Origin of the sequence: Streptomyces sp., assembly GCF_036524955.1 — a bacterium.
Taxonomy (GTDB): Bacteria; Actinomycetota; Actinomycetes; order Streptomycetales; family Streptomycetaceae; genus Actinacidiphila.
Window position 1 is genome coordinate 1 of record NZ_DATDBG010000109.1, and the last position, 15,848, is coordinate 15,848.

The 15,848-nt window shown below is 75.2% G+C and carries 6 protein-coding genes; 1 reads left to right on the forward strand and 5 read right to left on the reverse strand.

The window, feature by feature from the left end:
• Nucleotides 1-71 precede the first annotated feature (71 nt).
• The 3 genes from VIW71_RS09440 to VIW71_RS09450 all read right to left on the reverse strand — a co-directional run bounded on the left by VIW71_RS09440 (nucleotide 72) and on the right by VIW71_RS09450 (nucleotide 8,044).
• Complete coding sequence (locus VIW71_RS09440) at nucleotides 72-1,991, reverse strand: serine/threonine-protein kinase (protein WP_331621616.1); 1,920 nt, start codon at nucleotides 1,989-1,991, stop codon at nucleotides 72-74.
• A 204-nt stretch (nucleotides 1,992-2,195) separates the two neighbouring features.
• Complete coding sequence (locus tag VIW71_RS09445; protein ID WP_331621617.1) at nucleotides 2,196-3,983, reverse strand: hypothetical protein; 1,788 nt, start codon at nucleotides 3,981-3,983, stop codon at nucleotides 2,196-2,198.
• Nucleotides 3,984-4,207: 224 nt separating this feature from the next.
• Nucleotides 4,208-8,044, reverse strand: coding sequence for a CDP-glycerol glycerophosphotransferase family protein (locus VIW71_RS09450; RefSeq protein WP_331621618.1), 3,837 nt, complete (start codon nucleotides 8,042-8,044; stop codon nucleotides 4,208-4,210).
• Between the two features lie 283 nt (nucleotides 8,045-8,327).
• Here VIW71_RS09450 and VIW71_RS09455 point away from each other — a divergent pair, with 283 nt between their 5' ends.
• Entirely contained in the window at nucleotides 8,328-10,655 is a 2,328-nt protein-coding gene (locus VIW71_RS09455; protein ID WP_331621619.1) for a bifunctional glycosyltransferase/CDP-glycerol:glycerophosphate glycerophosphotransferase, read from the forward strand.
• A 269-nt stretch (nucleotides 10,656-10,924) separates the two neighbouring features.
• Here VIW71_RS09455 and VIW71_RS09460 read toward each other — a convergent pair whose 3' ends face one another.
• Both VIW71_RS09460 and VIW71_RS09465 read right to left on the reverse strand, forming a co-directional pair.
• A complete protein-coding gene (locus tag VIW71_RS09460; RefSeq protein WP_331621620.1) occupies nucleotides 10,925-13,231 on the reverse strand; it encodes a bifunctional glycosyltransferase/CDP-glycerol:glycerophosphate glycerophosphotransferase in 2,307 nt (768 codons plus the stop codon).
• A gap of 780 nt (nucleotides 13,232-14,011) precedes the next feature.
• A partial coding sequence (locus tag VIW71_RS09465; protein ID WP_331621621.1) for an FtsK/SpoIIIE domain-containing protein occupies nucleotides 14,012-15,848 on the reverse strand: 1,837 nt, incomplete at its 5' end.

Sequence of the window (15,848 nt, forward strand, 5' to 3'; positions counted from 1 at the left end):
GTACGTTCGCGGGTGTACGGCCCACCCGCCGACCCGGTCACCGGCCCGGCCGGGCTCACCGAGCGGTGCGCTCAGCCGCTGCCCGGTGAAGGGTTCTGCGCGTCCGGCAGTTTCCACATCGTCAGCAGCGTGGTGTAGCTGGGCATCGGGGCCGTCATCGGGTCCCCGCCGGGCGTCACCTCGGTGATCTCCAGCCTCGCCAGATTGCCGTCCGACGTCACGGTGCACAGCACGGTGCCCTTGGTGATGTACTTCTCGGACTCCAGGTCCTCGTTGTAGATCTCGCCGGGCAGTGCGTCGGCGCCGACTCCCTGCCGGCACGCTTCGTACGACGTCCCGCCCGCCTTGCCGAAGGTGGTGAGGAACCGCATGCTCTCGCCCGACCAGCTCTGGTACTCGATCTCGTAGCCGTCCGTGTCGCCGATGCCGCCGTTCGGCTGCACGGTGGCGTGGTCGAGGTCCACGTGACTGCCGCTGTTGAACGCGGGCGAGCGGATGACGAACTTGCGGTTCTGGAAGAGGAGCTGGCCCGGACCCGCGGGCTCGGGGGCCGTCGAGGTGCCGGTGCCGGTTCCTGTTCCGGGGTCCGTCGGGGCGGCGGCCGGGGACGTGGTGGCCGAGGGGGGCGGCGTAGGCGAGCCCACACTCGGGCTCGGGCTGTCCGTGCTCTTCCCCACTGCCTCGTCCCCGCCGGCGGGCCGGGTGAACGCGTAGGTCAGCGTCACCGCGAGCGCGACGGCCAGCACTCCGCCCGCGACCGCCAGCACCCTTCGCGTCCGACCGCCGGAGGCCCGTGCCGCGCCCCCCGACCGTACGAGCGAGGGCGGACCGTAGGCGTCCGGCGGCGCGGGCTGTGCCTGCACGGACGGCGCTTGTGCGGATGGTGCCGCCGCGGGCTGTGCCCGCACGGACGGTGCCTGGACGGGAGGCGGTGGTACGGAGGAGGGCGGTCCGGACGCTGGCGGTGCGGACGGCGGGGCCGGGTACGAGGGGTACGCCGGGGGCTGCGGTTCCGGGGTCGTCGGGGCGGCGGCGCCCGGGCCCCAGCCTTCCGGTTCCGGCGGCCGCCGCGCCGCGGCCTCCCGCCGTACGATCTCCGCCGCGACCGGCTCCGGCAGCCACCCGTCGAAGTCCCGCAGCGACCGCCCCGCCGACCGCTCGCACATCCCGGCGAGCTCGGCGGGAGTGGGCCGCGCCGCCGGGTCCGCGGTCAGGCACCGTTCCAGCACCGCCCGCAGCGCCTCCGGGTAGCCGGTCAGGTCCGGCGGCCGGATCGAGGTGTTGGCGATCATCGTGGCGAGCGTGATCGCGCCCGCCTCTCCGTACGGGTGGCGCCCGGTGGCCGCGACCGCCGCGATCAGGCCGAGCGAGAAGAGGTCGGAGGCGGGGGTGAGGGCCAGGCCGTTGGCGTGTTCGGGCGACATGAACTGCGGGGTGCCGATGAGGCCGCCGCTGCGGGTGAGCTGTGTGGAGTCGGCGGCCCGCGCGATGCCGAAGTCGATCACCCAGGGGCCGCCGGCGTCCAGCAGGATGTTGCTCGGCTTCAGGTCGCGGTGGATCACCCCGGCCGCGTGCACCGCGCGCAGCGCCTCGGCGGCGCAGCCGACCAGTTGGAGCACGGTCGGCAGCGGCAGCGCGCCGTACCGCGCCAGCACCTCGTCCAGTGCCAGCCCGGGTACGTACGTGGTCGCCAGCCATGGCCGGTCGCCGGTCGTGTCATGGTCCACGACCGGTACGACGTGGTAGCCCTGCACCCGCCGCGCGGCCTGCACCTCCTGCTGGAAGCGCCGCCGGAACTCCTCGTCCTGCGCGTACTCGCGCCGGATGACCTTCAGCGCGACCGGCTGTCCGCCGCGGGTGTGGGAGAGGTAGACGGTGCCCATGCCGCCTTCCCCGATGCGGGCTGTCAGCCGGTAGCCGGCTTCCTCGCGCGGGTCCTGCGGACCGAGCGGCTGTAGCGGGTTCTCTCTGCTGCCGGTGATGTCGGGCACCCCCCCCAGGTTGGCGAACGAGCCCCGATGCTACCGGGCGCCCGTGGCGCGGGGCGCCCGGCGGTACCTCTTCGCCCGCAACCGCCGGCCCGGGTTCGGTTTCCCCTGGTGTGACGTGACCGGACGCGGGATTGTTGCGGGCTCGCCAGGTGGTGCGAGGAGCGCGGGACGAACCGTGAGCCGTGGACGGGTCCTGCCACTGGTTCAGCGCGGGGTCAGGCGGAAGAGGCGTTCGCCGGTTGTGGGGGAGGTCGCGGTGAGGTGGGCGTTCGGGGGGACGGGCTGAGTGGCGGTGAGGAGGAGGAAGGCGACGTCGTAGCGGCGGAGGATTCGGGTGCGGGTCGCGGGTGGGGTGCGGGGGTCGAGGCAGGTGCGGAGGTCGGTGGTGCGGCGGATGCGTTCGGTGAGTGGGGTGGAGGGGTCTGGCCAGGTGGGAGCGACCAGGAAGATTCCGTAGGCGGGGAGGACGTGGGTGGGGAAGTAGCCGTCGGTGAGGACGACCGTGCCGGAGGGAACGCGGTCGGCCACCCATCGGTAGGAAGGCCAGGGCCGGGGGTGGTCGACGGCCAACGGCAGGTAGCGCTGCGGCACGATCGCGCCGATCTGGGCGGTCACCCCGACATACAGGGCGAGAGCGGTGAGCGGGGCGAGCAGGGCGCGCAGGCGGGTCCACGGGGGGATCGCGGCCAGTTCGACCGCGAGTGCGAACTGCAGCGGGACCAGGAGGAGGGCGAACACCCGGCCGTAGGTGTAGTGGCCGCTGACCCAGCCGTAGCCGACGATGAGGCAGTCCGCGGCGAACATCAGGACCAGGGGGTCGCGCAGCCGTCGCCGGGCGCGCAGGGCGAGCGCGGGCAGGCCGGTGAGGGCGAGGCCGTACCACTGCCAGGGGTGCGTGTAGAGGTGGCGGTGCACCCAGTCCACGGTGGTGTCGCCCGCCAGGGTGAGGACGTCGTAGTACGGCCACGCGACCGCGACCGCGAGCGCGGCGCACGCCGTCACCGCCCACCGGCCCACGACCGGCCACGACCACGCCCGCTGCCGCCCCGCGACCACGGCCGCCATGCCGACCCCGGCCGCCAGTGACGTGATCGGGTGGATCAGCAGCAGTACGCCGGCGACCACCCCGAGCCCCGCGAAGGCGGGCAGGCCGTCGGGCCACGTACGGCGCGACCTCTTGCGCCGCTCGCCGCCCGGCACCGACCCGTCACGCCGTCCGCCCTCCCACGCCGCCGCGTCGGGCTGTTCGCCCCCCGAAGCCGCCGCGCGTCCTGCCACCTTCCCGCCAGGCCATCCGCCTCCGGCCGCCGTCGCGTCGCGTCGCTTGCTCTCCGCCACCCGCTTGCCCCATGGCGTTGCCCTGCCCCGACGCCCGCCCTCCGACGCCCGCCTGCCCAGCCGCGCCAGCCGGTCCGTCCACGTCCACAGCAGAAACGTCACGCCCACCGCGAAACAACTCGGGTACGACGCCCCGTGCGTGAGCGACCACGCCCCACCGAACCCGCTCCACTCCTTGCCCCGCACGCCCCACAGCAGGGTGAACATCGCCAGCGCGTAGACCGGCGCCATCCGCCGCGTGCTCAGCGTGCGGGCGTACGCGCCCACGCCGGCCACCAGCACCGCCAGGTTCACCGGCCCGCACCAGCGCACGACCTGCCACGCGGACGCACCGGTCGCCTTCGCGACGATGCCGAGGGCGACGATGGAGGGGGAGTAGTACGGGCTTCCCGTACCCGGCTCCTTGAGCAGCGGGTTCGCCGGGTGCCACCAGTCGTCCTTCACCCGTTGCACGGCGGAGGCGTGCTGCCCGAAGTCGGAGGCGATCGGTGTGCGCCAGGCGGTGACCGCGATCACCAGCCAGAACGCCGCGCCGAACAGCAGGTACCGGGTGGGCCTCCGGCGGGCCGCCCGGACTGCCGAGGCGCCCGCGGCACCCCCCGCGCCCGGCCCCTCGTCGTCGGCCCGCCGCGGCCCGGTGGTCAGTTGCGGCACGGCACCGGCTCCGCTGCGATCGCCGCCTCGGACAGCCACCGCACGAACCCGACGCGGCCGGCCCGGCCGCGTGGCCGGGGACGCCGCGACTCGGGGACCGGTTCACGCGCTCTCACGGCAGCTCCATCGTCGGGTCATCGGTCGTCGGTCGTCGGTGGTGGCGGGTCGTCGGTGGTGGCGGGTCGTCGGGTCGGGGGCCGTCGGAGTCGTCAGCGTCGCAAGGGTCAGCCCAGCAGCAGGTCCGCCACGCGGGCGGCGGCGCCGCCGTCGTCCAGGTGGCAGAAGGCGGCGCGGAAGGCGGCGTACGCCTGCTCGTACGGCAGGCAGGCGGTCTGCGGGTCGCGCAGCGCCTCGATCAGCTCGCCCGTGGACGCCAGCAGCGGGCCCGGCGCCGCGCGCTCGTAGTCGAAGGCGAAACCACGCAGGCGGTCGCGGTAGTGGGCCAGATCCGGGGTGTACAGCAGGATCGGTCGACCGGTGACCGCGAAGTCGGCGAGGACCGCGGAGTAGTCCGTGACCAGCACGTCGGTCGCGAGCAGCAGCTCGGCCAGGTCCGGGCGCGCGTCCGCCCCCGCACCCGGACGCGCGGGGGCGGCACCCGGGCGGGGGGTCACATCCCGGACGAAGCCGTCGGCGAGCGCGGGCCCGCCGCCCGCCTCCGTCGGCACCGTGTCGGCCACCAGCGGGTGGGCGCGGATCAGCAGTACATGGCTGTCGGAGAGCGCGTCCGCCAGCGCCGCCAGGTCCAGGGGGAGGTGGAGGCGGTGGTGGTCCGCGTCGTACGACTCGTCGTCGCGGACGGTGGGGGCGTAGAGGACGACGGTGCGGTCCGGGGGGAGGCCGAGGCGGGCGCGGACATCCTCGGCGACCTTCTCGCGGTCCTCGGCGCAGAGCGGGTCGGTGCGCGGCAGCCCGGTCTCGGCGATCTCGCCGTGGACGTGCAGGGCGCGGCGCAGGACGGCGGTGGAGGGCGCGTTCGGGGAGACCAGCGCGCTCCACTGCCCGCCGCGGCGCGGCTGCGGCCACAGGTGCGCGAGATCGGCGCACGGGGTGCCTTCGAGGTCGAGGCCGAACCGTTTGACGGGCGTGCCGTGCCAGGTCTGGACGACCCGCTGGCCGTCGCGCCGCCGGAACCAGGCGGGCAGATGGGTGTTGGTGATCACGTACCGGCTACGCGCCAGCGCCTCGTACCAGTCGTGGCTGCCGTACACCACGCTCCGCGCACTCACCGGCACTCTCGCGGTGCGGTCGCGCACCACCCACACGTGGTCGAGCGCGGCGCCGCGCCGGACCAGTTCGTCATGGACCGCCCGCGGCGAGTCGTCGCAGCCGCGCCCGTCGAAACTGCTGTAGAGGACGGCGGTCAGCAGCGGCCGGCGCGACAGCTCCGGGTAGCGGCGTTCGCGCAGGAGCCGCTGGCGGTACGCGCCCCGGTCCGCCGCCGGTACGAAGTCGCTCGCGCTGACGGACAGATGGTCGTGGGACCGCCGGTCCAGGCGGAGGGAACGGTGGTCCGCGGACAGGTCGAGGGGGAGCGACGACACGGCGGAGCGCGCGATACGGACGGGAGCGTCCGGTCCGGCCGCCGTCCGCAGGCGCAGGTGCCAGGGGCCGGGGTGCGGCAGCGCGGAGACATCCACTTCGGCGCAGAAACGGGGGCCTTCGGTGGCGACGGCGGTACTGGTCTCCGCGGCGAACGTGCCGTGCCGCAGCACGAGGCGGGGCAGCCCCTCGGCCCCTTCGACTCCTGACGGGAGCGCGCCGTCGATCCGCAGCCGGCCCGGCCCGGTGCGGCTCACCGCGTCGGCCACCGGCTCCGCCGTACGGTCGAGCAGGACGAGATGGCCCGCCGCCGAGGCACCCAGCGCCAGCTCGCGGAGGGCGCCGCCGAGACGGGGGTCCGGGCCGAGGGGGTAACCGCCGGAGGGCAGCGGGCCGTCCACCGCGATGGCGGCCGATGCGCCGTCCGGGAGGACGAGCTCGGCCGACCAGGCGGCCGTCGTCTCCGGGGCGACCTCCTCAGGAAGGCCGCCCGCCGCCGGGCGGGCGGCCACCGGATCGGCGAGGCGCACGGCGGCTGTGACCCGCGTCCAGCCGTCCCCGGCAGACGGCCCCGGCTCCGCGGTCTCGGCGGCATCGACTGCTTCCGCAGCCGCCGCAGCCGCCGCAACTTCCCCTTCCACGGCCTCGGCCGCTTCCACGGCTCCCCCTTCCACGGCCTCGGCCGCTTCCGCAGCCCCGACCGCTTCCGCCGCCCCCGCGCTCCTGACCGCTTCCGCAGCCCCGACCGCTTCCGCGCCATCCCCGACCGCTGCTGCGCCTCCTGCCGTCGTCGCGCCCCCCGCCGCCCCCGCCCGCACCGGATACTCGAACGCCCCCTCCGGGGCCCCGTCCGTGCCCTCCCGCCGCAGGCGAAGAGCCACCGGCCGCTCCCCGTCCGGTACCGCCAGCTCCAGCAGCACGGCGCTGCCGTCGTCCGCCGGGCGGTGCCCGGTGAGCCGCCGGCCGACCCGCTCGACCGACAGGTGCAGCCGTCCGTCGTCGTAGCGGGGCACGAGCCGGGTGTCGGCGTCCAGCGGGTACGGGGACGGGGACGGGCCCCCGTCGTCGGGGCGGAGTGCGGCCGGGCGGATCAGCGAACCCGCGGCCACCACGATGCCGATCCGCCACCGGCCCGGCTGCCACCGGCCGCCGCGCCGCAGCCGCCGCGGATCGACGGTGATCTCGAAGCCGGACCAGTCGTAGCAGTGGCGTTCCTGCCCCGACGCGGCCGTCACCTCGGGCGCCGCCACCGTCCGTACCGGCAGGAGCAGGGTGCGGCGACCCGACATCGCGACCGCCGTCTTGAGCGAGGAACGCCGGGAGCGGGCGTCGACGTTGCGGATGTACGCGTAGCCCTTGAGGACCAGCCTTCCGTCCCGCCACGCCGTCTCGCGCACCCGGGCGGTGACCGGGAGGTCCCTGGTGCCGAGCGCGGTCGCGGCGCGCGGCAGCGGTACGGGGGAGCCGTCCGGGCGCCGCAGCACCGCGTGTTTGCGCAGCGGCGGGCCAGCGAGGTCGAACACGGTCCGGCCGCCGGTCCGCCCGTGTTCCAGGACGGTCAGCAGGTCGGCGAGCCGTCCCTCCCCGATCAGGTGCCAGCGCATCCGCAGCTCCACCGGCAGTTCGGCGTGGAGCGCGGGGTCCACCCGGGTGAGGTAGTCGCGGGCCCGGTCCATGAAGACCCGCTGGTATTCGGGGCCCGCCATCGGCAGCGCCTCGACGAAGTACGGCAGGTCGTCGGTGAGGACCGAGCGGTCGTACGCCCTTTTGTACGCGCTCAGGTGGGAGTGGGCGGGGTCGGCGAGGAAGCGGGAGACGCCGTCCACGCCGGCGATCCGGTCGCGTACGCCCTTGACGTCCGTGCGGCGGCGGGTGATGGAGCCCTCGCGGAGCCGCCAGTAGTAGACGTGGTCGTGCAGCACGTCCACCGCGTCGGCGAGGAAGTGCGCCCGCATCGTCACCGGCGTGTCCTCGTACAGCACGCCCTCGGGGAAGGCGAGTGCGTGCTTGTCCCAGAAGGCGCGGCGGAAGACCTTGTTCCAGGCGACCCGGTCGGACAGCAGGCTCAGGTCGCGGGTGACGTGGGTGCGCCGGACGGTGCGGCTCATACCGCGCTGCTGCCACGCCTGCGCGCGGCCGTCCGGGGTGAGCCGGTAGACGTTGCCGGTGGCGAAGTCGGAGCCGGTCCCCTCCAGCAGGCCGACCAGCTTCTCGTACGCCCGGGGCGGCAGCACGTCGTCGCTGTCCACGAAGGCGAGGTAGGAGGTGCGCGGGTCGGCGTGTCCGGTCCCGGTGTTGCGGGCCCGGCCGAGACCGCCGTTGTCCTGGCAGACCAGCCGGAACCGCGGGTCGCGCGCGGCCCACGCGGCGGCGATCCGCGGCCCGGAGTCCGTCGAGCCGTCGTCCACCACCACCACGTCGAGGTCCGGCAGCGTCTGAGCGGCGATGGACGCCAGGCACGCGTCCAGGTACCGCTCGACGTTGTGGACGGGCACGACGACGGTCAGACGGGGAGTCATGGGCGGGCAGTGGTCCTTCCGGGGACGGGCGCCGCGGGCAGGCGGCGTCACGCGCGACGAGGCGAGCCGCGACGGGTCGGGCGAGCGGCGGTCAGGGTGTGCCGTGTGCTCAACCCGCCGTCCCCCGCTCAGGTCACCGCGCGTGAGCCGAACGGGCGACGCCACAGGGCGGATCGACAGAGCGTGTCCGGATGATTACTCTCTGGCATTGTTCGATCAGCCCCACCCGACCGACCCGACCGGCCCCCACCCGACCAGCCCCCCACCCCCCACCAGGATGGTCATGCCCCGATTCAGCGTCGTCGTCCCCGTCCACCGCGCGCAGGGGTTCCTGCGTGCCTGCCTGGACTCCGTCCTCGCCCAGTCCTTCGGCGACTTCGAAGTGATCGCGGTGGACGACGCCTCACCCGACGCGTGCGGCGCGATCATCGCCGAATTCGCCGCCGCCGACGCCCGTGTGCTGCCGCTCCGCCTCGACCGCACCTGCGGTACCGGCCCGGCCCGCGACGTCGGAGCCGCCCGCGCGGTCGGCCAGTACCTGCTCTTCCTCGATGCCGACGACCTGCTCACCCCGGGCGCGCTGGCCGCCGCCGACGCCCGCCTCGCCCTGACCCGTGACCCCGACGTCCTGCTCTTCGACCACGAACGCTTCTCCGTCCGGGACGAGGTCCGGCCGAGCGGCGTCACCGGCCTGCTCGCCGAAGCCGGCTCCGCCCCGCAAGTGCTGCGCCCCGCCGACCGCCCCGACCTCCTCGCAGCCCACCCCGCGGTCGGCAACCGGTTGATCCGCCGCGCCTTCTGGACCGCGCACGCCTTCCGCTTCGGCGACGGCGCCTACGAGGACCTGGCCGTCGCCAACCGCACCCTGCTGGCCGCCGAGCGCGTCGCCTGCCTCGACCGGGTGTGCGCGCGCTGGCGCGAACGCCGGGCCGGCAGCGTCTCCACCACGCCCGGCCGCCACCACCTGGCCGTACTCGACCGGTACGAGCTGCTCTTCACGGCCGTCCCCGGCGACCGCGCGCGGGCCGCGCTGTACGGGCAGATGGCCTCCGTGCTGGCCGAGGTCGGCGCCGCGCCCGCCCGCCTGACACCCGACGCGCGGCCGGAGTTCGTACGCCGCGCCGGCCGCCTGCTGACCGCCTACCGGCCGGCCGACTGGACCGAACCCGCCGGTCCCGAGGGCCGCTGGGTGCGTGCGGCCGGCACCGGCTCGTACCGGCGCTACCGGGCCAGGACCACCGGCCTGGCCTGGGCGAAGGGCCTCACCGAGCGGCTGCGGTCCGGCAGGCACGCCCTGGCCCGCGCCGCCTTCGCCCGTTACTACCGGCTGCGGCTGCGCCGCCCGCTCGACCCCGGCCTGGTGGTCTACGCCGCCTACTGGAACCGGGGCGTCGCCTGCAACCCGGCCGCCGTCGAGCGCAAGGCCCGCCAGCTCGCCCCGCACCTGCGGGCGGTGTGGGTGGTGAGCCGGCGCGACCGGGCGAGCCTGCCGCCCGGCACCGACCACGTCCTGGCGGGCTCACGCCGGTACTGGGACGTGCTGGCCCGCGCCACGTACCTGGTGAACAACGCCGCCTTCACCGGCGACGTCGTCAAGCGCCCCGGCCAGGTCTACCTCCAGACCCACCACGGCACCCCGCTCAAGCACATGGGCATGGACCTGCTCGCCCGGCCCGCCGTCGGCACCCGCACGAACTTCACCCGGCTGCTCGACCACGCCGACCAGTGGGACTTCTCGCTCGCCGCCAACCAGCACTCCGCCGAGGTCTGGGAGCGCGTCTACCCCAGCGGCTACCAGACGCTGCTCACGGGCTACCCGCGCAACGACGTCTTCTACGCCGCCACCGCCGCCGACGTCCGCCGCGCCCGCGAGAGCCTGGGCCTGGCACCCGGCACCGTCGCGATCCTCTATGCGCCCACCCACCGCGACTACCGGCGCTCCTTCGTGCTCCCGCTCGACCTGGAACGCCTGTGCCGCGAACTCGGCCCCGGCCACACCGTGCTGGTCCGCGCCCACTACTTCCACCGTTCCACGCCGGAGCTGACGGCCCTGCACGACGCCGGCACGGTCCTGGACGTCTCCAGGCACCCGTCCGTCGAGGAGCTGTGCCTGGCCTCCGACGCACTGCTGTGCGACTTCTCCTCGCTGATGTTCGACTACGCCAACCTCGACCGGCCGATCGTGGTCCACTCGGGGGACTGGGAGGCGTACCGGGCGGCCCGCGGCGTCTACTTCGACCTCCTCTCCGGCCGGCCCGGCGAAACCCCGGGCGTGTTCGCCCGCGACGAGACGGGCCTGGCCGAGGCGTTCCGCAGCGGCGAGTGGCGCGGCGCGGAAGCCGCCGAACTGCGCGCCGCCTTCCGTGCGCGGTTCTGCGCGTACGACGACGGGCTCGCCGCCGAGCGCGTGGTCCGCCGCGTCCTCCTCGGCGAACCCTCGCTGCTCCCGCACCGCCCCCTGGAGGACCGCAGGCCCGCGCCGGCACCGACCGCGGCGGCCGTCCGGGTCCCCGCGCCCGCGGGCCTGACCAGCGCCGCGCCGGCCGGAGTTCGCCCCGTCGTGACGCCCGGCGGCGCGGCATCTCGCGGTGTGGCCGCATCGACCGAGTAGGCCCGCAAGGGCCTGGCTGACACATCCCGACTGCCCCGCGGTGCCCGGCACGCACGCCGGCTGCGTTGTCGGGATCGTCCGGGCAGGCCCGCTACGCCCACGATGAGGCCGGTCCGGCGCCTTGCGATCGGACGTACCGGACACCGCGAGCCCCGCCCTGCGGGCGGACGGCGCCAGGTGTCAGGTCCTGGTGCCGCGTCGGCGCCTTGCGACGCACCGCACCGCACCGCAGGCCGCTCCCTGACGGGCGAACCCCGGCCGGCGCGGCGCTAGGAGGTGACTGGGGGCGCCGCACCCTGCTCCCGGGACGCGCCCGGGACCACGCCCGACCCGTACGGATACAGGCCGGCCGCCACGCGCGGGGCGGCCGGGGCGGGGCGTCGCAGGTGGAGGGGGACCACCGCGGGGAGCCCGCCGTCCTCGCGGAGGAAGACCCGGCGGACGACGCGTTCGGCCGCGTGCCCGTCGTCGTAGGGGCAGAAGCGGGTGCGGAAGGCGGCGCGGAGTTCGGCCGAGCGGGGGCCGCGCCAGGCGCCGGTGGAGAGGATGCCGGTGAGGTCGTCCTGGTCGCGGGCGATCAGGCCCGGCGAGTGGGCGGTGACGTCGAAGTAGGCCCCGCGGGTGGCTCGGTAGGTGTCCCAGTCCGGTGCGTGGACCACGATCGGCCGGTCCAGGCCCGCGTAGTCGAACATCAGTGACGAGTAGTCCGTGATCAGCCCGTCCGAGGCGAGGCACAGCTCCTCCGCCGACGGGTGTGCCGACACGTCCAGCACCCGCGGATGCCCCGCCGTGGGCACGGTGCCTGCCGCGGCCCGACGGGGCGCGTACCGGTGGTGGGTGCGCAGCAACAGCACGACGCCGGGTCCGAGTTCGTCGGCCAGCGCCGCCAGGTCGAGCGCGGGCACGTATCCCCGCTGGTAGTCGCGGTGGGTGGGCGCGTACAGCAGCGCGGTGCTCTCGCGCGGGATGCCGAGCCGGCCGCGGATCGACAGGACGTCGTCCGCGCCCGCCCGGTGGAAGAGGTCGGTGCGCGGCTGCCCGTATTCGAGCGTGGTGTACGACGACGGGTAGGCCTGCTCCCACACCAGGGTGGAGTGGCGGTTGGCGGACAGGCTGTAGTCCCAGCGGTCGACGTGGGTCAGCAGCCGGGAGAAGTCGGTGCCGCGGGCGGCGGCCGGGTGGTGCTGGAGGTCGATGCCCATGTGCTTGAGCGGGGTGCCGTGGTGGGTCTGCACATGGATCTGCCCGGGCCGCTTGGCGTAGCGGCGGTGCAGGTTGACGTTGCTGACCAGGTACGTGGCCCGGGCCAGCGCCGTCCAGTACGCGGCCGAGCCCGGCTCCACGCGGCGTACCCCGGGCGGCACGGTGTCCGCGTACTCGGCGGTGGTCACCCACGCGGTGCGGATGTGCGGCGCCAGATCGCGCACGGCGCCCTCGATCGCGGCCGGATTGCACTGGTACCCGCGGTCCCGGTAGGCGGCGAAGACCGCCAGGTCCGGGTCGAGGGCACGGCGGCGCTGGAGCAGGTAGTGCGCGTGCAGCGCGCCGGCGCGCAGGTGTCCGTACACGGCGCGGGCGCGCGCGGTGGTACGCAGCCGCAGCCGGTGCAGGCCGCCGAGGGCCTGGAAGGTGCGCCGGGCGCCGAGCCGGACCAGCAGGTGCCGCACCGCGTCGCGGCCCGCCGGGACGGCTCGCAGGCCCGCCGGGCGCAGCCTGCGGTACTGCGCGCGGCAGCGGCGGAAGTAGTCGGGGCGCGAGCGGCGCGGCAGCCGGTCGGGGAGGTTGAACACGGTGGTGAGGTGGTCGACCATCCGTCGGAACAGCACCGGACGCCAGCGATCCAGCTCCGGATGGCTGTCGAGGAACGCGAACAGCAGGTCGTACTGCCGGAAGATGTCGAAGTGGCGGCGGCTGGTGGTGCGCAGGATACTGCCGGCCCGGCGCTGCCGGTAGTGCACGCACACCCGGTCCAGGACTGCGAGCGAACCCGCCGCGAGCAGCGCGGGATACGTCCAGGGCGTGTCCTCGTAGTAGCCGGCCGGGAAGGTGAGCGCCAGTTGCTCCACGTACTGCCTGCGGTACGCCTTGTTCCAGGCCACCATGATCAGCCGGAGCAGGTCGGGCCGCTCGTCGAGGGTGAACACCTCGGGGCCGGTCTCGTCCAGCAGCGCCGCCAACCGGTTGCGTTCGGCGCGGCCGTCCCAGTACACGCGGTCGTAGTCGTAGACCAGCACGTCGGGGTCGCGGCCGAGCGTGAGGCGGTCCGCGATCGCCTGGAGGGCGCCCGCCGCGAGGCGGTCGTCGCTGTCGAGGAAGACCAGGTAGTCGCCGGTGGCCCGGGCCATTCCCGCGTTGCGGGCCCGGCCCAGGCCCGCGTTCTCCGCCAGGTGGAGAACGGTGACCCGCGCGTCGCGGGCCGCGGCGGCGTCGGCGATCTCGCCGCTGCCGTCCGGCGAGCAGTCGTCCACCACGATCAGTTCGAAGTCGGGGAACGACTGCTCCAGCACGGATTCCAGGCAGGCGTGCAGATAGGCCTGCACCTTGTACACGGGGACGATCACGCTGAAGCGCGGCACGGCACATCCAGGGTTCGAGCGGGGGGACACGGATGACGGAAGCGGAGACGGAGGAGTCGGGCAATTGTGGTATCTACCCGTATATAGGAACGCACCGTCCGGCTGTCGGTTACGCCTGATCCCGCCGCGCGTCGCGCCGCCGTACGGGGGACGCCCGTCGTGCCGCCCGGTGTCCCCCGCAGGCCCGCGTCCGCCGTGTTCCACAGCGAATCCGTGATGGCGTTGTTGTCCAGCAGGTGACGGTAGTTGGTCACGGTGAGCCGGGACGGCGAGGTGAGCTGCCGAGGAAGGCCGACTGGCTGTCGCCGGTGGGCACGAACGTCGTGCTCGCACCGATGCGCCTGCCGAACTCGTCCAGCACCCGCTGGAAGTTCTGCTGCTCCGGCCCCGTCCACGGCGGCCACTTCCAGCTTCTCGCCGTGCAGGTCGGGCAGTCGGAGGCCCCCGTCGGCCGCGGACGACGGCGACGCGGTCTGCTTCGCGGCCTCGTCCTTCTCGCTGTCACTTCCGCACGCCGCGGCTCCCAGCGCGAGCGCGGACCCCGCCGGAGTGGCGCCCGCCAAGCGCGTCGTGCGACTCGTGCGGCTGGTACGTGTGCGCGTGACCCATCCGGCCATCTCCTCAGTCCCGTGGCGTCGGTTCCTACGCCCGCGCCAACAGCCCCCGCAAGGGCGCCGGCACTGAGCTGCCGGTGATCGTGGCCATGCCGTGATCTTGGACCATGCACCTTGCCCCGGGCAGGCGAGGCGCAGGTCGGGGAGCCCGCGGCGACCGGCCGGGTCAGATGAGGGGACTCGCCGGAGTCGTGGAGGCGCCTTCCGGTGCGGGGGCGGGCGGGTCGTCGGGGGGAGCCTCCGCGGCCCGCTGGAGCGCGCTGGCCAGCAGCGCGAGATCGGTCGGGCCGTTGCCGAGCTCCCGGACCTGGCGACGGGTCGGCGGATCGCCCATCCGCTCCCACTCCAGCGGTACCACCGTGGGCCGCAGCGTCGCCGTCCGCGGGATGCGCCCGCTGACCCGCGCGGCCTGGAACAGGGTGACCGCGCCCCCGGGGCGCCGCAGGTACCCCCGTCCCGGCACCGTCTCGTCCAGCCCCGCCGGGTCCTCGACGTGAACGACCAGCGCCGCCGACTCCGGGTCCGGCATCCGCAGCGCCACCCGGAGCCGGGCGCGTTCGGCCGCCTCGGTCCCCGCCGTCCGTTCCGGCCGCCCGGTGGCGGCCACCAGGTGCACCCCGAGCCGCTCGCCTTCTCTGGCCACCGCCTCCAGCGCCCGTACGACGCTCCCGGCCGCGGGCCGCCCGGAACTGCCCAGGCCCGGTGCGACCAGCGCGTCCAGGTCGTCGACCACCACGACCAGCCGCGGCAGCGCGGGCGGCGGACCCGCCTCCGCCGGAGCCGGCTCCCGCTGCCCCGGCCCGCCCTGGTGCGGCACGGCCGCCGCGACCAGCCGGTCCGCGTGCCACGCCCCGAACGTCTGCCCGCCCAGCACCTCCGCCCGCCGCTTCAGCTCGGCGCTCAGCGACTGCGCGAACTCCCGCATCCGCACCGGGTCCGACGCCACCAGGTGGGTCGAGACGTGCGGCAGGTCGGCGCAGGCCCGCAGCCCCTCGCCGCGCTCCTGCCCGGCCCCGTCCACCAGGACCAGCGCGAGCCGGTCCGGCCGTTCGCCCGCCGCCAGCGCCGCCGCCACCGACCGCAGCAGTTCGGTCTTTCCCGCGCCCGCCGCCCCGCCGACCAGCGCGTGCGGCCCCTCCGCCACCAGATCGACGGCCACCCGTCCGGTCCCGCCGACCCCGAGCACTGCGCCGGCCCCCGGGGCGGCGGACGGCGCCGCCACCCACCGCGCCGCGATCTTCGCGGGCGTGGCGAGCGCGAGATCCAGCTCGTCCAGCAGCCGGACCTTGGCCGGCAGGGTGTGCCGGGACCGGTCGCCCGGCGCCTGCGCGTCCGCCTCCCTCAATGGCGCCAGCGCCCGCGCGAAGTGCTCCGCCCACGCCGCGGACACGGCGTCCAGCACGATCTCGTCCGGGCCGTACCCGTCCCCGGAACCGGCAGCGGACGCCGTCCCCGGCTCCGCGCCCGCCGGTTCGATCCGCAGCGTCGTTGCCACGTCGCCGGACAGCCGTGCCACCACGCCGCTGCCGATCACCGGGCGTTCCCCCGTCTCGGCCAGGCTCAGCACGTGCACACCGGCAGAGGGCCCGGCCACCGCGATCCTGGCCACCGCATCCCGCAGCGCGACCGAGCCCGGGTCGCCGTCCACCACCACCAGCGCGAACGGCCCCTCGTACGCCCCCGCTGCCGCGTCCACCGCGTCATGCGGCGCGGTCGCCCACCCCGCGCCGAGCGGGCCCGCCTCCAGCCGCCGCACCAGTTCGGCCGTCCGCGCCTCGGCCTGGTCCCGGTCGAACGCCAGCAGCAACCGGCAGTCCTGCCCATGTGCCGGGCGCACATGCGGCAACCAGTTCAGCCACGACCACTCCTCGGCGCGCTGGTCGGCGCCCCGCGCCCGGTCCGCGCCGAGCAGCACGACCTCCAGCGCGGCGGGGGAGTGCAGCGCGCAGAGCTGGGCCAGGACGGCGCGGGCCAGCCCGGCCAGCCGGGGCCGTGGTCCGGCC